Origin of the sequence: Hymenobacter saemangeumensis, from assembly GCF_039541835.1 — a bacterium.
Lineage (GTDB): Bacteria > Bacteroidota > Bacteroidia > Cytophagales > Hymenobacteraceae > Hymenobacter > Hymenobacter saemangeumensis.
In genome coordinates this window covers 25,207-49,329 of the sequence record NZ_BAABGZ010000021.1, presented here as the reverse complement: position 1 = coordinate 49,329, position 24,123 = coordinate 25,207, and the positions used below count along the sequence as shown (strand labels likewise).

Here is a 24,123-nt window from a genome sequence, read left to right as displayed (position 1 = left end):
CCGTTGTGACGAACGTGAAGCAAGAACATATGACGGGTCTGGAGCAAACCCGGCTGCGGGGCAAAGAAAAGGGCGGCGCCGCTTGCCGGATGGTGGGCGGAGTGCTGCTGCTGCTGCCCCTGGCGCTGGCCCTGCCAGCACCAGCCTTGGCGCAGGTAAGCAACCCGCCGGCGGCTACGCCCGGCACCATCACCCTCACCGGCACGGTACGCGATGCCGAGGGCAAGCCCCTGGAGGTGGTCAGCGTGGGCATTGAAGGACAGCCGGTGGGCACCAACACCCGGCCCGATGGCACCTTTGAGCTGCGCGCACGCCAGCCGGCCGCGGGGCAGACGCTGGTGCTGGTGGCGCGGCGCCTGGGCTATCAGCCCATTCGCCAGCGCCTGGTGCTGCCCGCCGATGCCGCCCGCCCCCTAAGCCTGGCCATGCGCCCCGACAATCGCTCGCTCGACAACGTGACCGTGCGCGCGCGCACGGAGGCGGGTATCACCCGCGAGGAAGTCAGCCTGACCCGGCTCGACCCGCGGGCTGCCAAGGAAATTCCCTCGCCCTTCGGCGACTTCAACGCCATCCTGAAAACCCTGCCGGGCGTTGTTTCCAACAACGAGCTGACCAGCACCTACAACGTGCGGGGGGGCAACTACGACGAAAACCTGGTGTACGTAAACGGCCTCGAGGTGTACCGGCCGTTTCTGGTCACCACCGCCCAGCAGGAAGGGCTAAGCTTTATCAACCCCGACATGGTGCGGCAGGTGGAGTTTAGCAGCGGCGGCTGGCAGCCGCGCTTTGGCGACAAGCTGGCCTCGGTGCTGAACGTGGACTACAAGACACCGGAGAAGTTTGCCGCCACGCTCACGGCCAGCCTGGTGGGCGGAGCCGCCCACGCCGAGTCGCGCAGCGCCGGCGGGCGGGTAAGCTACGTGGCCGGCCTTCGCTACAAGAATGCACAGTACGTGTTCCGCTCCCTGCGCCAGGCCCAGGGCGGCTACAACCCCACCTTCTACGACGGCCAGGCGTACGTCAACATCGGCCTAGGCAAACAAGACGACCTGCAGCGCACCACCCTGGGCATCCTGGGCGTGCTGGCCCACAACGACTACCGCTTCTCGCCCGAAACCGGGCAGGCGACCTTTTCCACGTCCACGAACCAGTTTACCCGCCTCTTCATTGCCTACGAAGGCCGGGAGCGGATGCAGTACGACACCTACCAGGGCGGGCTCAGCCTCAAGCACGACTTTACGCCCCGCCTGCAGGTGGAGCTGCTGGGCTCGGCCGTGGGCTCGCAGGAGTTTGAGCTGCGCGATGTAGAAGCAGCCTACACCTTTGCCGAAATAAACCGCGACCCCAGCTCGCCGGACTTCAACCAGGCCGTGCGCCAGCGCGACATTGGCTCCGAGTTCAAGCACTCCCGCAACTTCCTGCGGGCCCGCATTTTCACGGGCGAGCTTCGGGGGCGCTGGGTACCGGCCCAGGCTCACACCGTGCGCTGGGGAGCCAAGCTGAGCCGGGAGTACATCGCCGACAAGCTCGACGAGTACAGCTTTGCCGACTCGGCCGACTTCGTGCCCGACGCCCGCCGCACCCGCCTGCTGTCGGACCTGAGCCTGCTCAGCACCCGCAGCCAGGCCTATGTGCAGGATACCTGGGAAATCGATACCCTGCGCACCCTTACCGTGGGCGTGCGCGGCCACTACTGGACCACCAATGGGCAGTTCGTGCTGAGCCCCCGGGTGCAGTTCTCGGCCATCAGCCGCCAGCACCCCAACCGCTCGTTCAAGGCGGCGGCCGGGGTGTACTACCAGCCGCCGTTCTACCGGGAGCTGCGCAGCCAGGCCGGCGAGCGGCGCAACCCCAGCGAGCCGCTGGTGCAAACCGGCGTGCTCAACCCCGAGCTGCGGGCCCAGCGCTCCCTGCACTTCATTGTGGGCAAAGACATCAGCTTTCAGCAGTTTGGCCGGCCCTTCAAGTTTACGGCCGAGGCGTACTACAAGTACCTGACCGACGTGGTGCCCTACGACATCGACAACGTGCGCCTGCGCTACTTCGCTCAAAACAATGCCACGGCCTACGCCGCCGGCTTCGACACGCGCATCAGCGGGGAGTTTGTGAAGGGCGCCGAGTCGTGGTTTAGCCTGGGCCTGCTCACGACCCGCGAAAACGTGGTCGGCGACTCCATCAACGTGGTGGACGGCGACGGCAAGGTAGTCGGCCGCGAGGCCAAGGGCTACATCCGCCGGCCCCAGGACCAGCGCCTGAACGTGGGCATCTTTTTCCAGGACCACCTGCCCAACAACCCCTCGGTGCGGGGCTACGTCAACCTCGTGTTTGGCACCGGCCTGCCCTTCAGCCCGCCCAACCTGCCCGACCTACGCGGCACCTCCGAGCTGGAACGCAGCTACAAGCGCGTGGATTTGGGCTTCTCCAAAGTGGTAAGCCTGCGCACCGGCCAGCGCAGCCGCTTCTACGACTTCGAAAGCCTGTGGATTGGACTGGAAATCCTGAACGTGCTGGGGGCCAACAATGTGGCCGGCTACAACTACCTGCAGGACGTAAAAGGGCAGATTTACTCCGTGCCCAGCTACCTCTCGCAGCGGGTGGTAAACCTGCGCGTTATTGCCCGGTTTTAGCATCACTGGCCGCTGGCCTTGCCTGCCGCTCCAGCCACTTCTGGGCCGAGACCGGGTAGGCGGCGGCGCAGGTTTTGGGCCCTTTGCCGGATAGGTATTGCAGGCACAAGGACAGGGGCAGCTTGAGGTTCAGGGTGCTGTCGGGCAGAATCTCGGTGTACACTTCCAGCCGCTGCCGCTCGAGCCGGGGAGAAAAGCTGCCCTGCCCGCCCTCTTCGCTGTACACCGTCACCGCGTCCTGGTAGCCGGGCAGGGGGCGGCCCTGGTAGCTGACGCGGTAATGCAGGTAGATAGCCGCCCTATTGTTCAGGCGCTCCACCCGCGGGCGGTACCAGGCCGGGCGGTGGCTGCTGCGCAGCTGCTCCAGCCAGCAGTCGTCAAACTGCACTTCGTAGTCGCCCAGCTGCAGGCGGCGGGGAGTCACCAGCACGGTGTCGGCAAAGCCGCCCGTGTGGCGGGCTTCCGCCAGCGAGGCGCTGTAAAGGGTGCGGTTGCGCATGTGGTGTTCGCCCATCACGGCCAGGGCGTAAAGGGCCCCGCCCAGGATGTTGAACAGCAGGTACAGGGCAAACGGCAGGGCCAGGTAAATCAGGGTGCGGCTCCGGCGGCGGTGCGGGGTAGTCATGGCAAAGGCGTTGGGCGTTGACGAATGGGTACCGGCTCGCGGCAATAGGCCCAAAGGTCCCGCGGGCACTCCCGCAATTTTCTGACAAATGTCATTTTCGCCCGCTGGCGCCTTCCTATCCGGCTTTGCCCCGCAGCCGGCTTAGCGTTTCGGGAGCCATGCCCAGGTGCGAGGCAATGTGCTGCACAGCCACGCGCTGAAACACCGTAGGAAAGTCGCGCAGCAACAGCTCGTAGCGCTCCTGTGCCGTGTGGGCGCGCAGGTGCCGGGCCCGCTGCTCGCTCAGCACGTAGTATTTCTCCAGCACCCGCCGCCCGATGAAGTTAAACTCGGGGAAGTCGCGGTAAAGCTGCTGCAGCTGCTCGTAGCTGATGGAGTGCAGCACGGCCGGCTCCAGCAGCTCGATGTACTCGTCGCCGGGCTGCTGCGTGAAAAAGCTCAGGATGGAAATCACGAAGTCGCCGGCCTGCATAAACCAGGAGGAAATCTCGCGGCCATGCAGCAGGGTGTAGCCGCGCACCAGCCCGGTTTCCAGAAAGTACACGCGCCGCGCTACCTGCCCGGGCACCAGCAGCTGGTGGTGGGCGGGCAGCGCTTCCCGCGTGGTGACGGCCTGAAGGGCGGCCAGCAGGGCCGGGCTGAGCGGTTGTAAGGTCTGGAGAAAGGCAAGTAAGCTGGACATGGGGCGTGCAAGGAAAGCGCAAGTTCGCCGACCGCCGGATAAAATTTCGGGCCCTGGCCAAAACCTTTCGTCGCCCGGGGCGGTATCTACCCCGCCAGCAAAAATATGCTCGACCGTAGCGGGCTTGTCAATTGTGCTGTTACCTTTGCCTCCGCAATGACCTCCACCGCTTCCCCGTTTTGCTTTGATGCAACTGCCGCGCCGGCGTTCGGCGTGGCCGGGGTAAGTGCTGTATCGGCTGCCGCCATCGTGGGTGCTCACCACCACCACCATCTGTGGGAGGCCGGGCAGCTCATGCCGGACGCAGTTTAAGCGCCGGTAGCCCGCGTCTCCACCGCCGCTCCCCGGGTGCGTCGCCGCGCCGGGCTACCATTTCTCACATTTCGGGTTTGCCTATCGCACCAACCAGGTGCGCCGGTCACGTTGCCTGCCCAGGCCGTGGCCCGGCCCGCGAGATATTCGCTTCATGCTTCGTTTAGCCATTCAAAAGTCCGGTCGCCTCAGCGAGGACTCCCTTACCCTTATCCGCGAGTGCGGCATCAGCTTCGTCAGCAGCTCCTACAAGCTTAAAACCGAAGCCACCAACTTCCCCCTGGAAATTCTCTTTCTGCGCGACGACGACATTCCCGGCTACGTGCAGGACGGGGTGGCTGACCTGGGCATCGTGGGCCAGAACGTGCTGGTGGAAGCCGGGGGCTCGGCCCTGGAAGTCGAAGCCCTGGGCTTCAGTAAGTGCCGCCTGAGCCTGGCCGTGCCGCGTGCCGCTGCCTACCAGGGGCTGGCCGACCTGCAAAACCTCAACATCGCCACCTCGTACCCTAAGCTGCTGGGTAGCTACCTGGCCGAGCGCGGCGTGCAGGCCCAGCTCCACACCATCAGCGGCTCGGTGGAAATTGCCCCCAGCATCGGGCTGGCCGACGCCATCTGCGACATTGTCAGCAGCGGCTCCACCTTGCTGGGCAATGGCCTGCGCGAAGTCGAAACCGTGTTTCGCTCCGAAGCCGTGCTCATTGCCCAACCCAACCTGAGCCCGCTGCAGGCCGAGCTGCTCGAGCAGCTGCGCTTCCGCATGCAGGCCGTGCGCCGGGCCAAGCGCAGCAAGTACATCCTGCTCAACGCCCCGGTAAGCGCCCTGGACGATGTGCGCCGCCTGCTGCCGGGCATCAAGTCGCCCACCGTGACGCCCCTGGCCGAGCCGGGCTGGGTGTCGGTGCAGTCTGTGGTGCAGGAAGACGAGTTCTGGCACATCACCAGCCAGCTCAAAGCCGTGGGAGCCGAAGGCATCCTGGTGCTGCCCATTGAAAAAATGATAGCCTAAGCCCGCGCCATGATTCCCACGTTTTCTTACCCCGCGCCCGCCACCTGGGCTGGGCTGCAGCAACGGGCCGCCACGGCCGAAACGGCCACCGTAGCCGGGCGGGTACGCCGGATATTTGAGCAGGTGCAGCAGCAGGGCGACCAGGCCCTGCGCGCGCTGGCATTGGAGCTGGACGGTGCCAGCCTCACTGCGCTCCAGGTTTCTCCCGCCGAGTTCGACGAAGCAGTAGCGGTGGTGCCGGCGGCGCTGCAAGCCGCCATTCGCCAGGCCTACGCCAACATCAAGGCCTTTCACGCGGCGCAAAATCAACCCGAGCCCGTGGTGGAAACCATGCCGGGCGTGCGCTGCTGGCGCCGGGCCGTGCCGGTGCAGCGGGTGGGCCTCTACATTCCGGGGGGCACGGCGCCGCTGTTCAGCACCCTGCTTATGCTGGGCGTGCCGGCCCGCCTGGCGGGCTGCCCCGAGGTGGTGGTGTGCAGCCCGCCCCAGGCCGACGGGCGCATCAGCCCGGTTATTCTGTTTGTGGCCCGGCTGCTGGGCATCGACCAGGTGGTGAAGGCAGGCGGGGCGCAGGCCATTGCCGCCCTGGCCCTGGGCACCGACACCGTGCCGGCCGTCGACAAAATTTTCGGGCCCGGCAACCGCTACGTAACGGCAGCCAAGCAGCTGGCCGCGGCCGAGTACGGCGTGGGCATCGACCTGCCCGCCGGCCCGTCGGAAGTGCTGGTCATCGCCGACGCTACCGCTAATGCCGCCTTCGTGGCCGCCGACCTGCTGTCGCAGGCCGAGCACGGCGCCGATTCCCAGGTAGTGCTGCTAACCGATTCGGCTCCGCTGCTGGACCGGGTGCAGGCAGAGCTGCAAACCCAGCTGGCTACTCTGCCCCGGCAGGAAGTGGCCGCCCAGGCCCTGGCCGCCAGCCGGGCCATTCTGCTGCGCGACGCAGACCAGATGCTGACGTACTCCAACCAGTACGCCCCCGAGCACCTGATACTGGCCGTGGCGGAGCCCGAAACGCTGGCCGCCCGCGTCACCAATGCCGGCTCGGTATTCCTGGGCCACCTCACCCCGGAAGCCGTGGGCGACTACGCCTCGGGCACCAACCACACCCTGCCTACGGGCGGCTACGCCCGGCAGTACAGCGGCGTTTCGCTGGATTCGTTTGTCAAGAAAATAACCTTTCAGACCCTGAGCCGCACCGGCCTGCAGCAGCTGGGGCCGGTAGTTGAAGCCATGGCGGAAGCCGAGGGCCTGGCTGCCCACGCCCGGGCCGTGAGCATCCGGCGGGCGCAGCTGGGGGAAGCGGGGCAGGAATCGGCTGGCTCATCCTTTAGCCTGGAGCAGCTGATTCGACCATCGCTGAGGCAGATGCAGCCGTACTCCTCGGCCCGCGACGAGTTTGAAGGCCTGGCGCCGGTAATGCTAGACGCCAACGAAAACAGCCTGGCCTCGGTGGGGGGCGCGGATTTCCGCCGCTACCCCGACCCGCAGCAGCGGGCCATCAAGCAGGCGCTGGCCCAGCTCAAGCAGGTATCGGCCGACCAGATTTTCCTGGGTAATGGCTCCGACGAGGCCATCGACTTACTCCTGCGGCTCAGCTGTACCCCCGGGCAAGATGCCATCGTGCTGTGCCCGCCCACCTACGGCATGTACGAGGTGGCCGCCCGCCTCAACGATGTGCGGGTAGAGCGCCTGCCGCTGACGCCCGACTTCCAGCTGCCGGCCGATGCCGCGCGGTTGCTGGCCGGGTCCCGCGCCAAGGTTCTGTTTTTGTGCTCGCCCAACAATCCCACCGGCAACCTGCTGGCCCGGGAGGCCATGGAGGACATCCTGAATTCGTTCAACGGCCTGGTGGTGGTGGACGAAGCCTATGCCGATTACGCCGATGCGCCGAGCTGGATTACCCGCCTGCACGAGTTTCCCAACCTGGTGGTGCTGCAGACCTTTTCCAAAGCCTGGGGCCTGGCCGGCCTGCGCCTGGGCGTGGCCTATGCCGCCCCGGCCCTGATTTCTTACCTCAACATCATCAAGCCGCCTTATAACATCTCGGCCTCCACCCAGCAGCTGGCCCTGCAAGCCCTGGCCGATGCGCCCCGGCTGGCCGCGCTGCTGGCAGCCACCCTGCGCGAACGGACCTGGCTGAGCGAGCAGCTGGCCGCCCTGCCCTTGATTGAGCACGTCTTTCCCTCCGACGCCAACTTCCTGCTGGTGCGGGTGCGCACCGATGCCACGGCGGTGTACCAGCAGCTGCAGCAGTACGGCATCGTGGTTCGGAACCGCAGTACCCAGCCCGGCTGCGCCGGCTGCCTGCGCATTACGGTGGGCACAGCCGAGGAAAACCGGCAGGTGGTGGCCGCGCTGCAGCAAATAGGTGAGGTTAAACCGGCCGTGCCGGAGCCGGCCACTTTCCCGAGCGAGTATAAAAATTGATTGCCCCCGGCAGCTACTTCCAACCTATGACCAAAGCCTTGTTTATCGACCGCGACGGGACTATTCTCGTCGAGCCCCAGCCCAGTCAGCAAATCGACAGCCTGGAGAAGTTTGAGTTTGTACCCGGCGCCATCTCGGCCCTGGCCCGCATTGCCCGGGAGCTGGACTACGAGCTGGTGCTCGTTTCCAACCAGGACGGCCTGGGCACGGCCAGCTTCCCGGAGGAAACCTTCTGGCCGGCGCACCAGCTCATGCTCGACATCCTGGCCGGGGAGGGGGTAACATTTCGGGCCGAGCACATCGACCGCAGCTTTCCTCACGAGCAGCTGCCTACCCGCAAACCAGGCACGGGCATGCTGGGTCGCTACCTTGACCCAGTCAACGGCTACGACCTGGCCAACTCCTTCGTTATCGGCGACCGGCTCACCGACGTAGAGCTGGCGCAGAACCTGGGCTGCCAGTCCATCTTAATAGGAGAGGAGCCTCAGGAAATCGCCGCCCTCACCACAACCAGCTGGGAGGACATTTATACCTTCTTGCGCTTTCCGGCCCGGGTAGCCGAGGTGCTTCGACACACCAATGAAACCGACATCCGCATCCACCTCAACCTCGATGGCAGCGGGCAAACCACCATTAAAACCGGCCTGGGATTTTTCGACCACATGCTGGAGCAGCTGGGGCGACACAGCGGTGTGGACTTACACATAAGTGTAAGCGGTGATTTACACATCGACGAGCACCATACCGTGGAAGACACCGCGCTGGCGCTGGGTACTGCCTTCACCCAGGCCCTGGGCGACAAGCGCGGCCTGGCCCGCTATGGCTTCCTGCTGCCCATGGACGAAGCTCTCGCGCAGGCAGCGATTGACTTTTCCGGCCGCCCCTGGCTGGTGTGGAATGCGGAATTCCGACGCGAAAAAGTGGGGGACTTGCCGACTGAGCTGTTTTTTCATTTCTTTAAGTCATTCACCGACAATGCCCGCTGTACGCTCAACATTGCCTGCGAAGGCGATAATGAGCACCATAAGATTGAGGCCATTTTCAAAGCCGTGGCGAAGGCCATACGCATGGCCCTGCAGCGTGATGCGAATGGGGCTATTCCGAGTACGAAAGGCATTCTTTAGTATTGCCAAATGAGTAAACTGGGTGCATTCTCAAAATTCGTGTGCTGTTCACAAATGTATTAACAGGTAGCTTATGGTTGCAGTAGTAGATTATAAAGGCGGCAACGTGCAGTCCGTACTCTTTGCGCTGGCCCGGCTGGGCGTGGAAGCCGAGCTTACCTCCGATGCGGAGGTGTTGCGCCGCGCCGATAAGGTGTTGTTTCCCGGGGAGGGCGAGGCGTCCTCTGCCATGGCGGCACTGCGGGAAGCCGGGCTTACGGAAGTGTTGCCGACCCTTACCCAGCCCTTTCTAGGTATATGCCTGGGGATGCAGCTGCTGGGGGAGTACAGCGAGGAAAACGACACCACCCTGCTCGGGCTGCTGCCGTTTCGGGTACAGCGCTTTGCTGCCAGCCAGTCGCACAAAGTGCCGCACATGGGCTGGAATACCCTCTCGGCGCTGCAAGGGCCGTTGTTTGCCGGTATCGACCCCGAAGAGCACGTCTACTTCGTGCACAGCTACTATGCCCCGGTAGGTGCTTATACGCTGGCCCAGTCTGCCCATCCGGCGCCCTTCAGCGCGGCCGTGCAGTACCGAAACTTTTACGGGCTGCAGTTTCACGTGGAGAAAAGCAGCAGTCCCGGCGCCCGCATCCTCTCCAATTTCCTGTCCCTCTAAAGTCCTGCCTTCGCGCTGCCCACATCCATGGAAATTATTCCTGCCATCGACATCATGCAAGGCCAGTGCGTGCGCCTGAGCGAGGGCGACTTCACGCGCCGCACCACTTACTCGCCGGACCCGGTAGCCGTGGCCCAGCGCTTTGAGCAGGCGGGCCTGCGCCGCCTGCACCTGGTCGACCTCGACGGCGCCCGGGCCGGGCAGCCGGTTAACCTGTCGGTCCTCGAAGCCATTTCCCGGCACACCAACCTGGTGATTGACGCGGGCGGGGGCATACAGACCGAGGACTCCCTGGTGCAGGTGCTGGCGGCAGGAGCCCAGCACGTCACGGCTGGCAGCCTGGCCGTGCGCGCCCCGGCTACCGTGCGCGCCTGGCTGCGTTCCCAGGGCCCCGATACCATATTCCTGGGGGCCGACTTCAAAGACGGCCGCATCATGACCGGGGCCTGGACCGAGGAAAGCACCCGCACGCTGGAAGCCTTTATCGCCGATTACCTGGCCGCCGGTGCCCTGACGTTTATCTGCACGGATGTGAGCAAGGATGGCATGCTGCAGGGACCTTCCCTGGCCACCTACCAACGCCTCGTGCAGCAGTTTCCCGCGGCCCGCTTCATTGCCAGTGGGGGGGTGACCACGGTTGCCGACCTCGAAGCCCTGGCCGAAGCGGGCATGTTCGGGGCCATAATTGGCAAAGCCCTGTACGAAGGCAGCATCGCCCTGGAAGACCTGCAGCCTTTTCTCTAGCAATTACTACCACAATGGTTAAGAAACGACTTATTCCCTGCCTCGACGTGCGCGATGGCCGCACCGTAAAGGGCATCCGGTTTGAAGGACTGCGCGACGCCGGCGACCCCGTAGAGCTGGCCGCGCGCTACGCCCGCGAAGGCGCTGATGAGCTGGTGCTGCTCGACATCACGGCCACCCACCAGCGCCGGCAGCCTCTGGCGGAGCTGGTGCGCGAAGTGGCCCGGGTGGTCGACATTCCCTTTACCGTAGGGGGTGGCATTGGGCAGGTGGCCGATGTGGAAGCCCTGCTGCTGGGGGGCGCCGATAAGGTGTCCCTCAACTCCGCCGCCCTGGCCCGACCGGCCCTCATCGATGAGCTGGCCCGCCGTTTTGGCTCGCAGTGCGTGGTGGTGGCCATCGATGCCCGGCACGTGGGCCCGGAGTGGGAGGTGATGTCCCGGGCCGGCACCCAAGCCACCGGACGCCGGGCCACCGATTGGGCCCGGGAGGCGGCCGAGCGGGGGGCCGGGGAGCTGCTGCTCACGTCCATGAGCCACGACGGCACCCGGGGGGGCTTTGCCCTTGACCTGACCCGGGCGGTAGGCCAGGCCGTGACAGTGCCCGTAATTGCTTCCGGTGGTGCCGGGAGCTTGGAACACTTTAAAGACGTGTTTGAGGCCGGGCAAGCGGATGCGGCCCTGGCGGCCACCTTGTTTCACTTCAACGAAACGTCCCTGCCCGTCCTGAAGGCCTATTTACAGGCCGAGGGCATTGCGGTCCGGCCGAGTTCCGGGCAGTAGTTTTCCATTCAACATTTCCTCAGCGCCGTACGCATGTCTTCCTTTGTTCTTGATAATGTCACCCTCCGGTTTGACCCCGAAACCGGCTTGCTGCCGGCCATTGTGCAGGATGCCGATACCGGGCAGGTGCTCATGCTGGGCTACCTGAACGAGCAGGCCTGGGCACTCACCCAGCGCGAGGGCCGGGTCACGTTTTATTCCCGCTCGCGGCAGCGGCTCTGGGTAAAAGGGGAGACCAGCGGCAACTTTCTGCGCGTGGTGAGCCTGCACCCCGATTGCGATGCCGATTCGGTGCTTATCCGGGCCCGTCCGGCGGGGCCCACCTGCCACCGCGGTACCATCAGCTGCTTTGAGCAGCCCGGGCAGCAGGCCTTGCCCGAAGCCCCCATTGGGTTTCTGGCCACCTTGTCCCAGCTGATTCAGGACCGGCGCGACCACCCGGAACAGTCCCCCGGCTCCTATACCGTTTCCCTTTTTGAGAAAGGAATCCCTAAAATCGCGCAGAAAGTAGGCGAGGAGGCTGTGGAGACTGTTATCGATGCCGTGGCCGGTCACCGGGAAACGCTGCCCGGGGAAGCCGCCGATTTGCTTTACCACTTGCTGGTCTTACTGGCCGCTACCAACGTCAGCCTGGAAGAAGTGCTGGCTGTGCTCCGTCAGCGCCATACCCGTTAGCCGGACGGATATGGCGCTTGAGGCAGGTGTGCTTACAAGTCTGATTAACACAAAAGTGTAATAGTCTGTATAAGCGGCTTCAGCTTCGTAGCTGCCGGCGTATTTTATCCAGCAGCGCCTGAACCAATACCAGGTCGTCTTCTTCTGTAATGCTTAGCTGGCTATCGATTCCCGGGCCACTTATTTGTATGCGGTAGGCAGTGACTGGTGGTGATGACGTAGCGGGCGCGCTGCTGAGGGGAGCCGCTGGAGCCGAGTGTGGGGCTGATGCCGTGTGCTTGGATTCCGGCTCAGGCATATAGTTGCGCAAGGGCTTTGCATCCGCCTGCTGTGCGTTATTATTTGGCGCGCTAGCGGGTTCCAGGCCAAATAGGCTGGCGATGGCGTCGGAAGTGCTATTGGCAGGAGCCTGGGCAGGTATAGAACGGGGTGGGGCAGCGGGGCCGGCATACCTTGGTGTGGCTGCCGCTTCCGCTTCACTGCCGTTGCCAGGTTCTGGCTGGGGAGCTGGAGGGGGCGACGTACGAAAGCTATTTAGAGCAGGGAGAGGACTGGCAATTTCCCGGCGTGGGGGTTGTTGAGCAGTTAGCTGGTCTATATCGGCCACAATGTTGTGTTCGTCGAGCAGCCCAACCATGCGGGCGCCTTCAATGAAGGCCCGTGCCACCCCTTGCGCATTTATTTCTTCAACCCCAAATTCCCGAATCAGCATTACATCCAGCATTTGTACTGGCAGCTCGCGGGAGCGAAACTTGCGGCAGAGCTGGGTAAATAATGGGGGAGTAAGAAAGGCTTCCCGGTGAAACAGCAGCTCCTCCTGCTTGTCATATGCGTGTTTTATGCGCCGGAATAGGGTAGTGGTGCTAAGCAAGTCTCTTTTGCTGGTTAAGAGTCCAAACTTTACCGCCGACCCAATAATGGCCTTAAATGAGCCGCTGACTTTCCGGTTGAGTTTACGGGCTGCCGTATCAATGGCGCACTTGCCTCCGGTATCATCCACTACTTCGCCTAGTTCCCAGGCACCGGCATAAGTTGTTCTTGGGTAGTCAATGAGTTTTGGCATATAAGTAATAACTTCGTGGGGTATTCGGGAGGTAATAATACGAACAGTTTTGCTAGATGTACTAAATAGTATAAAAAAGTACAAAATAATTTAAACTTTATATACTTTTTTATACTATTTAGTACATTTATCAGATTCTACAGCTTTTGTACTGTATTACTTTCTTTAAGATTTTTACTCCCTGAGAGTCCATTTAATACTGACCTGAACTACACTGGTAGGAGTGAAGCTTAGAGAAGCATAACTAACCTAACTAACAGAGCAGTACTGTCAGTTTGCTTATAATAGGAGTGTGGAAGCTAGCCGTTGCACTAAGCAACACGGAGATTCACAAATAGGTACCCAGAGAGAAGCTGCATTGCCTTGTGCCTGGTCTGCATGCGGCACAATTGTGCGCATGTATGGTTTGTATAGCTCAGTGGATGGACAACTCGCTCGAATGAGTCAAGACAGAATCCAACTAGAATCCTTTACCAGGGGTATACTAACAGGAATTTATAAAACGTCTTGTCCAAACCTGAATACTAGCTAAACCCTCGAATTAAAACGGTTAAGGACACTACAGCTCGACTTAAGCAAATCTGCACTTGAGAGAGCAGACAAATGCTTGCGCATCGGCTGGCTGGGCAGCGCAACTCGGGCACAGGCTGTCTAAGCTAAATAAGGAATTGAGCCAAAGTAGAAGATGAGATACAAGCCGGGAAGCGAGAGGCGACCAAGCAGTCGATATGCTAGCTAATAACTCCATTGCGTTTCTCTTTCAACCCGAGTGAATAGCCACTGATGTGCATGATGATTCAAAAGCTAGCGATTACGCGCATATTTATAAAAAACGAATGCCTGACAAGGTATCCACCTGGACTAAAACAAAGTTATTCTTTTGTCTTATAATTTATATTATGTTAAATTGAATAAGGCAAACGACCCGACCCTGCTTACTTAACTGCTTTTAACAATGAAAAAGCCCGGCCCTTTCAGGACCGGGCTTTCAATGCCTACTCCACCACAGGGCTACTTGCCCATAGATTCCAGCTTGGCGTTGATACGCTCCGCGTCAGCGGTACGACCGACGTTGATGTAGGCCTTTTGCAGGGAGATTAAAAGCACCCGGTCTTCGGGCTGCACTTTCATGGCTTGCTCAAAGTAAGGAATCGACTGCTCCACGATTTTCTTACCTTCTGCTTCCATCTTTTTGCCGCTGCTCTGATAGGTTTTCAAGTCCATTTTCCGGGCCTTGTTCATCATATCGATTCCCCGGTTGAAATTGTAGACCCCGAGGTTAAACTGGGCATCAAAATTTGTCGGGTCCAGCTCAATGGCTTTCTGATAGTCTTTCTGAGCCAGGTCGGTCTTCTTTTGCTGGTCGAAAAGCGAGCCACGAACAGCGTATAAGTTGGAGTTATTGGGGTCTGCCTCAATGGCCTTGTTGATTTTAGCCAGCGCATCGCCACCCGAACCGCTCGACATGGACATGTTCAAGTCCTCAATCAGGAAGGTTTTATTGGTAGGATAAGCTTCGAGCGCCGCTTTCAGCACCTTGGCAGCTTCCGCTTCATTTTTTTCCTGGCGGGCAATCTGCAGCAGTCGGATGAACATGGATGGCGACTTATACCCCATGCCAATGAGCTGATTGTAGCTGGCTTTGGCCGCCGGAATGTCTTGCTTGGCCTCGGAAGCGTATGCCGAATAGAGCACGACCGTGGTGTCGGCCGGACGAATCTGGGAAGCCAGCTTGTAGCTGGTGATGGCTTTGTCGAAGTCTTTGGCGTTGTAGTTATTCACGCCGTCGTTAAAGGCCCGGGCATAGAGGTTGTCCATCTTGCCGGCCGCCTGCTTCCCGAACTCGCCGGTTTTGCCATCCAGCTCAATGGCTTTGCTGTACGACTCGAACGCTTTCTGCGTGCCCTCCCCTGGCTGCAGCTGCTTGCCAAAGATGGGGCTGTCCATCATCTGCTCGTAAATTTCCCCGCGGGTGTACCAGGTTTTGGCTTTCCCACTGGTTTTTTCGTGCAAAACGGCCTTGTCAATATCGGTACGCGCCTTGTCGTACAAACCCTGGCGCTGGTTCAGAATGGCGTTGGTGACGGCCGAGGTCTGGGCCAGGCTTACGTTGCTCAGGCCAGTGGTAAGCGCGGCAGCCGCCGCAATCGTCAAAAAGGACTTCTTCATAATCGCTGTGTTGCGCAGTTTTTTTGTTAATCGGCCCCGCTGCAGAGCAGCCAAAGCCGGTGTTGTGGGCAGGAATTTTGTCACAAAGATGCGAACAGACGCCGCAATGCATACAAAGTGCCAAACGTGACTTTCCCCGCTTAAGGTTCGCCAAAAATAAAGGGCGGCCCGTTACCGGGCCGCCCCTCCCCTACTTAGGGCTTATTCTGCCTCATCGGCTTCCTCGTCGCTGTCAGCTTCGTCGTCAGCTTCGTCTTCGTCCAGGTCATCGGCTTCGTCTTCGGCCTCTTCATCGTCGCCTTCGGCAGCCCCCAGCGAGGCCAGGGCCAGGCCCGCAGCGCTGCCGCTGGCCGCAGCAAGGGCCAGGGTGCCTACATCTGCGAGCTCCTGCCCTTCTTCTTTCTCATCGGCCGCTACCTTAGCCACCGAGGAAATCTCGTCGTTGCCGCTGATTTTAATCAGTCGAACGCCCTGGGTGGCACGCCCAATGGTGCGGAGCTCACTCATCCGCAGGCGGATGGTGATGCCCGACTTGTTGATAATCATCAGGTCGTCGCTGTCGTTCACGTCCTTGATGGCCACCAGGGAGCCGGTCTTTTCGGTAATTTTCATGGCCCGAACACCCTTGCCGCCGCGGTTGGTTACCCGGTATTCGGATAGCTCACTGCGCTTGCCAAAGCCGTTTTCGCTCACCACCAGCAGCTCCTGGTTGGAGTCGGCCACGCACACCATGCCCACCACGCGGTTGCCGGGTACGTCTTCCAGGGTGATGCCACGCACCCCGGCCGCCGAGCGGCCCATGGAGCGCACCTTGCTTTCGTTGAAGCGAACCGTGCGGCCGCTGCGGGCCGCCAGAATCACCTCCGCGTTGGGGGTCAGCAGCTGCACATCGAGCAGACGGTCGCCTTCGTTGATGGTGATGGCATTGATGCCCGCGGTACGGGGACGCGAGTAGGCTTCGAGCGGGGTTTTCTTTACCGTGCCCTGCTCGGTGCAGAACATGAGGTAGGTGTTCTCCAAGTAGTCGGGGTCGCGCAGGCCGCGCACGTTCAGCACCGAGCGCACCGAGTCTTCCCGGGGAATCTCGATGAGGTTCTGAATGGGCAGGCCCTTGGTGGCTTTGCCGCCCTCGGGAATCTCGTACACTTTCTGCCAGAACACCCGGCCCAGCTCGGTAAAGAACAGCAGGTACTCGTGGGTGGTGGCCACAAACAGGTGCTCCGTGAAGTCGTCCTTTTTCGTGGTGACGCCCCGCGACCCCATGCCCCCGCGGCCCTGGGCCCGGTACTCGTCGAGGTTGGTGCGCTTGATGTAGCCTTCCCGCGAGATGGTGATAACCATGGCCTCGTCGGCAATCATGTCTTCGGTGGAGAAGTCGCCGCCGACGTAGTTGATTTCCGTGCGGCGGGCATCGCCGTACCGGTCGCGGATATCCTCCAGCTCGGTTTTGATGATGCCGCGTTGCAGGGCATCCGAGGCCAGCACGGCCTTCAGGTGGTCAATCAGGCGCATCAGCTCCTCGTACTCGGCCACAATCTTGTCGCGCTCGAGGCCGGTGAGGCGCTGCAGGCGCATGTCGAGAATGGCGCGGGCCTGCACCTCGCTCAGGGCGAAGCGCTCAATGAGCTGGCCCCGGGCCACTTCGCCGTCGCGGGAAGCCCGGATGAGGGCAATCACCTCGTCGAGGTGGTCGAGGGCAATCAGCAGGCCTTCCAGGATGTGGGCCCGCTTCTCGGCTTCGGCCAGCTCGTAGCGGGTGCGGCGCACCACAACTTCGGCGCGGTGCTCGACGAAGTAGTGAATCAGGTCGCGCAGGTTCAGGGTCATGGGGCGGCCCTTAACCAGGGCCACGTTGTTGACGCCGAACGATGACTGCAGCTGGGTGTACTTGTACAGGTTGTTGAGCACCACGCTGGGCATGGCGTCGCGCTTGAGGTCGTACACGATGCGCATGCCGTCGCGGTCCGACTCGTCGCGCAGGTCGGCAATGCCCTCGATTTTCTTCTCGTTGATGAGCGCCGCCGTCTTCTCAATCATCGACGCCTTGTTCACCATGTAGGGAATCTCGGTGACGACAATCTGCTCCTTGCCGGTTTTGGAGGTTTCGAACACCGCCTTGGCCCGCACCACTACCCGGCCACGGCCGGTCTGCAGGGCCTGCTTCACGCCTTCATAGCCGTAAATGATGCCGCCCGTGGGGAAGTCGGGCGCTTTCACGTACTCCATGAGCTCTTCCACCGTGATGTCGGGGTTGGCCAGGTAAGCAATGATGCCGTCAACGACCTCCGTCAGGTTGTGGGGTGCCATGTTGGTGGCCATGCCCACGGCAATACCCGTCGTGCCGTTCACCAGCAGGTTGGGGTACTTGGCCGGCATCACGCTGGGCTCTTCCAGGGAGTCGTCGAAGTTGGGCTGGAAGTCAACCGTGTCCTTGTCCAGGTCGCCCAGCATCTCGTCGGCCAGGCGCTTGAGGCGGGCTTCGGTGTAGCGCATGGCCGCCGGCGAGTCGCCGTCGACCGAGCCAAAGTTGCCCTGCCCGTCTACCAGCGGGTAGCGCAGGCTCCAGTCCTGGGCCATGCGCACCATGGTGTCGTACACGCTGCTGTCGCCGTGCGGGTGGTACTTACCCAGTACTTCGCCCACGATACGGGCACTTTTCTTATAGGCTTTGTTGTAGCCCACGCCCAGCTCGCTCATGCCGTAGAGCACGCGCCGGTGCACGGGCTTAAGGCCGTCGCGCACATCGGGCAGGGCGCGGGAGATGATAACCGACATCGAGTAGTCGATGTAGGCGCCACGCATCTCTTCTTCGATGTTAATCGGAATGATTTTTTCGCCGTCCGCCATTGAGGGGTTGTAAGGCAGCATTTAAAACCCGGTTTTATCGGGTTTTCAGCCGCAGAGTGAATGGTTCTTGTTACGCGTGCGAAGTTACGCAAAAAAGGCCACAACGACAAGCGTAGCGGCCTTTTTTAAGGGATAAAAACAGGCAAATCAGGAGGTGTTTTTTGTTTGGAAAATGCAACCTGCGACAGCCTGCCCGTAACCAAAAAATCCCATCCCTAAAGCTTCTTGCTCTTGTCGTTGGTATGGGTACCCGACTTGGGATTATGGGTTTTGATTTTCTCGCCAATGGACGGGTTCTGCTTTTTCCACAGGGGCTGCCCACGGTAGCGCACGCCGCTGTGCAGGTGCACCTTGCGCACGTGGCAGGACTCCATAGGACAGGTGCGACAGCTACCGAGCAGGGCGGTAAGCAGTATAAGCCCGGGTAGGATGGTCAACCGAAAACGACGAAGCATACCGTAAAAGTAACAAGGAACAACACTTGCGCTGGCCCTTCTAACGGAAAAGCGGCCCTGTAGGTCAGAGTAAGCGCTACTCGCCTAGCGATGTTGCTCAGCACCGGCAAAGCGGATGGTAGCTTTAGCGCATTCCCTCCCACTCCGCCAGAAACTGGTCCACAAACTGCTCCATAAAGCGGTGCCGCCCTTCCGCTACCCGACGCGCAGCCGGTGTGTGCAGCCGGTCCTTCAGATGCAGCAGCTTCTCGTAGAAATGGTTCAGCGTAGGCGCCGTGCTTTTCTGGTAGCTGGCGAAGCTTTCGTGGGATACCGGCGGCACGGCCGGGTCGTGCAGGGGCCGGCCTTTGTGCCCGCCGTAGGCAAACGCCCGCGCAATGCCAATGGCACCGATGGCATCCAGCCGGTCGGCATCCTGCACCAGCGCGGCCTCCACCGACGTGACCGGCGTTTCCACTCCCAGGCCTTTAAAGGACACCTCCCGGATAATTACCTGCACCCGCTCAATCAGGGCTTCGTCGGCGCCCTGGCTTCGCAGCCAGTCGCCGGCTGCCCGCGGCCCCGCCTCGTAGTCGCCGCCGTGGAATTTCCAGTCGGCAATATCATGCAGCAGGGCCGCCAGCTCGGTAACCTGGAGGTCGGCCCCGGACTCTTCTTCCGCCAGCCGGCGTGCCATCTGCCACACCCGCTCGATGTGGGCCCAGTCGTGCCCACTGCCCTCCTGCGCAAATTTTTCCTGAATGAATGCGACAGTAGCCGGGATGAAATTCACTTGCATTTGGGAATCTGAGGTAATAAGAATAAGCCTGGAAACCGACCGGTCCGGCTGGGATGAGAATATAACCGCTTCCGCTTACCAGAAGCCGTGGACCTTCTTTAGATTGCCGGAGCCCGCTTGAAGGGCTTCTCCCTATCAAACAGGTAGCGGTACGTGGCGTGAGTGCGCCAGATTTCACCGCCCAGGTTGCGGGCCACGGTCATCATCTTGGGGTTGAAGTCGCCTATCCAGTTCATGACGAAATCCTGGTAATTGACCTTGGACGTATCCTGCACCACTTTCGCCACGGCCAGCACCATGGCCATCTCCACGCCTTTGCGCTGGTGCTCGGGAGCAATTCCAAACGCAATTCCGGTCAGGGTCTTTACCGCGCCCCTCCAGCGGTGATACGCAAACTTGAGCTTGCCCAGCCAGTTCAGCTGGCCGTTTACGTAGCGAAACAACTCATTGAGCTCCGGCAAGGCGATGAAAAACCCGACGGGCTCGCCCTGGTAATACGCAAACCAGCAGACCTTCTCGTCGAGTATGGGCCGCAGCTTGCGCATGATGTTGGTGGCCTGCTCCGGCGTCATTTCCTTTACGCCGGAGTGCTTCACCCAGGCCCGGTTGTAAACCTGCCGGAAATCCTCCGTGTACTTGGGCAGGTTCTTGAGCTGCATGTGCTCGAAGCGGTATTCTGAGTTGCGCAGCAGCTGCGCCGCCTTTTCGGTATAGGCCGGGGTGAGCGGGTCCAACACCTTACGGAAGTAAGTGAACTGGTTGAAGTAAAGCTTAAATCCGTAGCGCTCAAACAGCTGCTGGTAATACGGCGGGTTGTAGTTCTGCCCGTAGAGGGGTGCCCCGAAGTTGTCGATAAGCAGCCCCCACCACTGGTCCCGGTCGCCGAAGTTGATGGGCCCGTCCATGGCTTCCATTCCCTGCCCGGCCAGCCAGTCGCGGCAGCCATCGAGGAGCATGTTGGCAGCCTCCTGGCTGTCGATGCACTCAAAGAAGCCCAGACCGCCGGTGGGTTGCTCAAAGGTGTTGGCCGTGCGCTTGTTAATAAATGCGGCCACTCTCCCCAGGGTTTTGCCCTGCTCGTCAAGGAGCACCCAGCGCACCAGCGAGCCGTGGCGGAAGTACTTGTTGCGCTTGCGGTCGAATACAGCCTCAATGTCCTGGTCGAGGGGCCTTACGTAGTTCGGGTCGCCTTTGTAGAGACGAACGGGGAATTCCAGAAACTCCCGGGCCTGGGCCGGAGTCGAAACTTCTTGCAAACGCATCGGCAGCACAAAAAATAACAGCGTTGAATCAGGCAAAGAAACAGCCTGCCTGTGAAAGTACCCAATTATAAGCTCCGCATTAAGGCCCCCTGGTCTTAGATGCCATCTTTGCGGTATGAAAACCCGTTTTGCAATCCCGGCTACGCTCCTGCTGAGCCTCGCAGCCCCAGCGCTGCAGGCGCAGATACCCGTACCACCCCCCAATGCCGCGGCCGACACCATCCGAAAGTACCAGTCCCCGCCCCAGCAGCCCAAGCAGCCCTTTCTCAAAAGCAAGCTCTTCAAGGCCACAGTCGTTCCGGCGGTACTCATCGGCTACGGCATCAGCACCATCAACGACAACGGCTTTTATAGCTCCTACGACGCTCGGCGCGACATTCTGAAAACCTTTCCGGGCTTTCATACCAAGGCCGACGATTACCTGCAGTTTGTTCCCTACCTCGAGCTTGGGGCCACGGTGCTGGCCGGCGTAGAGTCACGCAACGACCAGCTGAACCTGCTGCTGGTTATTGCCAAGTCGGAGGCCATCATGCTGGGCACCGTGTATGCCCTCAAGACCTCCACGGATATTTTACGGCCCGATGGCTCGGCCAACAACGCCTTTCCTTCCGGGCACACCGCCCAGGCTTTCCTGGCCGCCAGCATTGTGCACACCGAGCTGCGCGACAAAAGCCAGTGGTATGGCATTGGGGCCTACACCATTGCCAGCAGCGTAGGGGCGCTGCGCATGCTCAACAACCGGCACTGGCAGTCGGATGTGTTTGCCGGCGCCGGCATTGGCATCCTGTCGGCTCACCTCGCCTATCTGACCCACCGCAACCGCTGGGGACGAAAGCCCATAGCCCGGGACGTGGGGCTGCAGCCGTTCTGGAGCCCAGCTTCCGGCGCGGGCCTCACCTTCCGTTGGCAGCCGAAGCACTGAGCTTATTCGCTTCGATATCAGCCAGTGGCCATAGTGAATAGCGGCAGAGGGTAAGTTTTTTTCAGAAAATTCGGGTTAAAACGTGGTTGAAAGCATGGCCTGCCGTACTTTTGTGCCACTAAACGCCTCCTTAGCTCAGCTGGTAGAGCAACTGACTTGTAATCAGTAGGTCGCTGGTTCGATCCCGGCAGGAGGCTCTTAGCAAAGCCCCATTGCAGCCTTACGGGTTGCAGTGGGGCTTTTTCTTTGTTGACGTGCTGCTAACATAGTCCCTAGACCAGCACCCTTCCATCGAACAGGGTGATGGGCTGCTGCTAGCATATAATTCCTGCTGGCCCCATGAGCCCTAAACTCTAATCCTACCGGTTGCATAGCGCTGCTAGCACCTACGAGCAACTGTAAGCGCGCACCACTGAAAAACAGTAAAGCCCCTACATCTTAAAGACGCAGGGGCTTTACACATTTGTACAAGCAAGAGCTAACTAGCTGCGAATCGTCTTCAGCTGCTTTTTCAGGGTTTCAATCCGCTTCTTGCCTTCTTCCATACGGCCCTGGTATTCCTCACGCAGCTGAGCCGCGTTTTTGGAGCGGGCAAAGAAGTCGAGGTTGGTTTGCAGGGTGGCGTTGTCGTTTTCCAGGTCGTTGATTTCCTTGCGCAAGGCCATTTCCTTTTTGGTGAGCTGCTGCTGGGCTTGCGGTCGAGCTTTCAGGCGCGCAATTTCCGCCTGGAACAGCAGCTCCCCACGGTCGGCGTAGCTTAGGCCCGGTACCTGCTCGAGGTACTTGCCCAGCAAACCAAGCAGCTGCTCCTCGCTGCGGTCGGACGTGCCACGACCGGGCTGGTCCTCGGTGGGGTCGAACGCCGCCGTCCACTCAGCCAGGATGTCGCGGAAGCCTGCCAGAGAGCCGGGGTTGTCGGCTGACAGCGCATTCACCTGCTCAGCCACTTTATCCAAATGGGCAACCTGCTCGGCGGAAGAGGCATGGGCCTTCTCTTCGCGCTGCCGGGCTTCCATCTTGGGCCGGTCGAAGAAGTTGTCGCAGGCGGTGCGGAAGCGGTGCCAGATTTTGTCGGCCTGCTTTTCCGGTACGCGCCCGATTTCCTTCCACTCCTTCTGCACGCGGATAACCACGTTGCGGGCCGCTTCCCAGTCGGAATTGTTCAGGGCCTCTTCGGCCTGCTCAATCAGCGACATTTTAGCCTTCAGGTTGGTGTTCTTCTCGTTGTCGAGCGACTTGAAGAACTCGTTCTTGCGGTTGAAGAAGGCTTTATAGGCAGCCCAATACTGCTTGTTCAGGGCATCGGCTTGCGCACGGGGCACCAGGCCCGCGGCTTCCCACTCCTGCTTGATTTCCTGAATCTCATCGGTTTTGGAGCGCCACAGGTTTACCCGGTCGGTTTCGAACTCGGCAAAGGGCAGGATACGCTCCAGCAGGGCCTGCTTCACTTGCAGGTTGGCCTTCTCCTGGGTAGAGCGCACGTCGGCAAACTCCTTGCGGCGCTGGTGCAGGGCATCGGAAGCAGCGATGAAGCGCTGCCACAGCGGCTCGCGCTGGTCGTTGGGCACGGGCCCGATGTTTTTCCAGTCTTCGTGCAGCTTGGTCAGCTCGTCGAGGGCTTTGTTGATACCCGGCAGGTTCACCAGGGCTTCGGCCCGCTTGATAAGGGCTTCCTTGGCTTCCAGGTTACGACGGCGGTCCAGGTCCTTCATCTCGTGGAAGCGGCCCTGTTTGCTGTAGTAGATATCGAGCAGGCCGTGGTAGGTGTCCCAGATGCTCTGGCTGTCGGCCTGGGGCACGGGGCCCGCGGCTTTCCACTCGGCCTGCAACGCTTTGAGCTTGGCCGAGCTGTCCTTGGTTTCGGCCGCTTCTACCAGCAGGCGGAGCTGGTCGAGCAGGGCCTTTTTCTTGGTGAGGTTATCGACGCGGTTGGCATCTTCGGCTTTTGCTTCCTTCACGCGGCTTTCGCGGAACTCCTGCAGGGCCTTGTTGAGCTCCTGCTGGCCTTCGGGCTGCTGAAAGGCGAAGGCTTCGGCCTCGTTGCCGCTGTCGGAGAAGCGCTGCCGCGCCTCGGCGCGGGCGGCGCCTACGTTGGCTTCGTACTGCCGGGTAAGGTCCAGAATCTGCTTGCGGTGGCTGCGGGCGTTGGGGCTGCGGATAAGCTGCACCAGGTAAGCGGCCTGGGCGGGGAGGTCGAGCTGGGTGAAGTCGGGCGCGGGCAGCTCGGCGGGCTGGCCGGCTTCGACAACTACCGCTTCGCCGGACTCAGACTCCGGGCTGTGGTCGGCCGCCTGAGCCGGCTCCTGGTCGGCCGTGCTCTCGGCTGTAGTTGTTTCAGTCTCCGCAACCGGCTCGGTCGACACCAGGGTTTCGGCTTCGGAAGCCGGTCCCGAAACCACGGGCGCTTCTACGGCAGTTTCCGGGTCGGGCACCAAGGCCGGCGCGCTGCTGGCAATGGGCTCCGCAGCCAGCGTTTCTTCGGGCTGAGCCGGCGTGGGCTCCGCTGCTGCATCGGCGGCCATCTGCTCGCCGTAGTGGGCAATGGCGCGGGCCTGCGGGGCCGACAGGTCGCCGTCAGCCGGGGCAACAGCGTCGGGCAGGTGCTGGGCCGACTGGGCCGCGGCGGCCGCCTCCGGGCTGTCGGCGGGAGGCGCTACACTGTGTGTTCCCGTGGCGGCGGGCCCGTTGGCCGGTGCTTCGGCCGTGCCGGCGCCCGCAGGCTCTTCGGCCGGCAGCGCCGGCGTGCCCTGGACTGGCATTTCAAGTTGGGTTTCGCCGGCAGGTTCCGCCGCAGGCGCTGGCGCAACCGGCTCCGGCTGCGCCCCGGACTTGGCCTGAATTTCGGCCAGGCGGCGTTCGAGAATAGTCATCCGGTCTTCGGGGCCGGGCGCGTTGCCGCCCGGGTTCGGGGCAGTGGGGTTTTGTTCAGCTGACATAAGCTTCGTAATGGCCGGCCCTCACT

At 61.3% G+C, this 24,123-nt stretch carries 19 protein-coding genes and 1 tRNA gene; 11 read left to right on the top strand and 9 right to left on the bottom strand.

What is annotated here, in order from left to right; translation table 11 throughout:
* The first annotated feature begins 14 nt into the window (after positions 1-14).
* The gene (locus tag ABD919_RS10900) at positions 15-2,627 is read left to right on the top strand and encodes a TonB-dependent receptor (protein ID WP_345236037.1); all 2,613 of its coding nucleotides are present in this window, start codon (positions 15-17) and stop codon (positions 2,625-2,627) included.
* Here ABD919_RS10900 and ABD919_RS10895 read toward each other — a convergent pair.
* Complete coding sequence (locus ABD919_RS10895) at positions 2,611-3,252, bottom strand: hypothetical protein (RefSeq protein WP_345236036.1); 642 nt, start codon at positions 3,250-3,252, stop codon at positions 2,611-2,613. The genes ABD919_RS10900 and ABD919_RS10895 overlap by 17 nt on opposite strands.
* A gap of 115 nt (positions 3,253-3,367) precedes the next feature.
* Positions 3,368-3,934 carry a Crp/Fnr family transcriptional regulator gene (locus ABD919_RS10890; protein WP_345236035.1) on the bottom strand — a complete coding sequence of 189 codons (567 nt, stop codon included), beginning with the start codon at positions 3,932-3,934 and terminating at the stop codon, positions 3,368-3,370.
* Between the two features lie 156 nt (positions 3,935-4,090).
* Here ABD919_RS10890 and ABD919_RS10885 point away from each other — a divergent pair, with 156 nt between their 5' ends.
* The 8 genes from ABD919_RS10885 (at position 4,091) to hisIE (ending at position 11,665) form a co-directional block, all read left to right on the top strand.
* Positions 4,091-4,246 carry a hypothetical protein gene (locus ABD919_RS10885; RefSeq protein ID WP_345236034.1) on the top strand — a complete coding sequence of 52 codons (156 nt, stop codon included), beginning with the start codon at positions 4,091-4,093 and terminating at the stop codon, positions 4,244-4,246.
* A gap of 154 nt (positions 4,247-4,400) precedes the next feature.
* Positions 4,401-5,252 carry an ATP phosphoribosyltransferase gene (hisG, locus tag ABD919_RS10880; protein ID WP_345236033.1) on the top strand — a complete coding sequence of 284 codons (852 nt, stop codon included), beginning with the start codon at positions 4,401-4,403 and terminating at the stop codon, positions 5,250-5,252.
* Between the two features lie 9 nt (positions 5,253-5,261).
* Positions 5,262-7,682, top strand: a complete 2,421-nt coding sequence (gene hisD, locus ABD919_RS10875; RefSeq protein ID WP_345236032.1) for a histidinol dehydrogenase — start codon at positions 5,262-5,264, stop codon at positions 7,680-7,682.
* 26 nt (positions 7,683-7,708) lie between these two features.
* Positions 7,709-8,806: a bifunctional histidinol-phosphatase/imidazoleglycerol-phosphate dehydratase HisB gene (gene hisB / locus ABD919_RS10870; RefSeq protein WP_345236031.1), complete on the top strand. Its 1,098-nt coding sequence runs from the start codon at positions 7,709-7,711 to the stop codon at positions 8,804-8,806.
* A 73-nt stretch (positions 8,807-8,879) separates the two neighbouring features.
* The gene (hisH, locus tag ABD919_RS10865) at positions 8,880-9,464 is read left to right on the top strand and encodes an imidazole glycerol phosphate synthase subunit HisH (protein WP_345236030.1); all 585 of its coding nucleotides are present in this window, start codon (positions 8,880-8,882) and stop codon (positions 9,462-9,464) included.
* A gap of 27 nt (positions 9,465-9,491) precedes the next feature.
* Positions 9,492-10,208, top strand: a complete 717-nt coding sequence (locus tag ABD919_RS10860; protein ID WP_345236029.1) for a 1-(5-phosphoribosyl)-5-[(5-phosphoribosylamino)methylideneamino]imidazole-4-carboxamide isomerase — start codon at positions 9,492-9,494, stop codon at positions 10,206-10,208.
* Positions 10,209-10,222: 14 nt separating this feature from the next.
* Entirely contained in the window at positions 10,223-10,990 is a 768-nt protein-coding gene (gene hisF, locus ABD919_RS10855) for an imidazole glycerol phosphate synthase subunit HisF (RefSeq protein WP_345236028.1), read from the top strand.
* A gap of 33 nt (positions 10,991-11,023) precedes the next feature.
* Entirely contained in the window at positions 11,024-11,665 is a 642-nt protein-coding gene (gene hisIE / locus ABD919_RS10850; RefSeq protein WP_345236027.1) for a bifunctional phosphoribosyl-AMP cyclohydrolase/phosphoribosyl-ATP diphosphatase HisIE, read from the top strand.
* Between the two features lie 79 nt (positions 11,666-11,744).
* Here hisIE and ABD919_RS10845 read toward each other — a convergent pair whose 3' ends face one another.
* The 6 genes from ABD919_RS10845 to ABD919_RS10820 all read right to left on the bottom strand — a co-directional run bounded on the left by ABD919_RS10845 (position 11,745) and on the right by ABD919_RS10820 (position 20,239).
* A complete protein-coding gene (locus tag ABD919_RS10845; RefSeq protein WP_345236026.1) occupies positions 11,745-12,728 on the bottom strand; it encodes a hypothetical protein in 984 nt (327 codons plus the stop codon).
* A gap of 1,011 nt (positions 12,729-13,739) precedes the next feature.
* Positions 13,740-14,897 (bottom strand): tetratricopeptide repeat protein, encoded by a 1,158-nt coding sequence (locus tag ABD919_RS10840; RefSeq protein ID WP_345236025.1) that lies wholly within the window; start codon positions 14,895-14,897, stop codon positions 13,740-13,742.
* Between the two features lie 201 nt (positions 14,898-15,098).
* On the bottom strand, positions 15,099-17,744 hold the full coding sequence (gene gyrA, locus ABD919_RS10835; protein WP_345236024.1) for a DNA gyrase subunit A: 2,646 nt from the start codon (positions 17,742-17,744) through the stop codon (positions 15,099-15,101).
* Between the two features lie 215 nt (positions 17,745-17,959).
* A complete protein-coding gene (locus ABD919_RS10830) occupies positions 17,960-18,118 on the bottom strand; it encodes a hypothetical protein (RefSeq protein WP_345236023.1) in 159 nt (52 codons plus the stop codon).
* A 205-nt stretch (positions 18,119-18,323) separates the two neighbouring features.
* A complete protein-coding gene (locus ABD919_RS10825; protein WP_345236022.1) occupies positions 18,324-18,977 on the bottom strand; it encodes an HD domain-containing protein in 654 nt (217 codons plus the stop codon).
* 98 nt (positions 18,978-19,075) lie between these two features.
* Entirely contained in the window at positions 19,076-20,239 is a 1,164-nt protein-coding gene (locus ABD919_RS10820; protein WP_345236021.1) for a hypothetical protein, read from the bottom strand.
* A gap of 115 nt (positions 20,240-20,354) precedes the next feature.
* Here ABD919_RS10820 and ABD919_RS10815 point away from each other — a divergent pair, with 115 nt between their 5' ends.
* On the top strand, positions 20,355-21,161 hold the full coding sequence (locus tag ABD919_RS10815) for a phosphatase PAP2 family protein (RefSeq protein ID WP_345236020.1): 807 nt from the start codon (positions 20,355-20,357) through the stop codon (positions 21,159-21,161).
* A gap of 124 nt (positions 21,162-21,285) precedes the next feature.
* A tRNA-Thr gene (locus ABD919_RS10810) sits at positions 21,286-21,358 on the top strand.
* Positions 21,359-21,643: 285 nt separating this feature from the next.
* Here the strand turns inward: ABD919_RS10810 and ABD919_RS10805 are convergent.
* Positions 21,644-24,097 (bottom strand): DUF349 domain-containing protein, encoded by a 2,454-nt coding sequence (locus ABD919_RS10805; RefSeq protein ID WP_345236019.1) that lies wholly within the window; start codon positions 24,095-24,097, stop codon positions 21,644-21,646.
* Positions 24,098-24,123 lie beyond the last annotated feature (26 nt).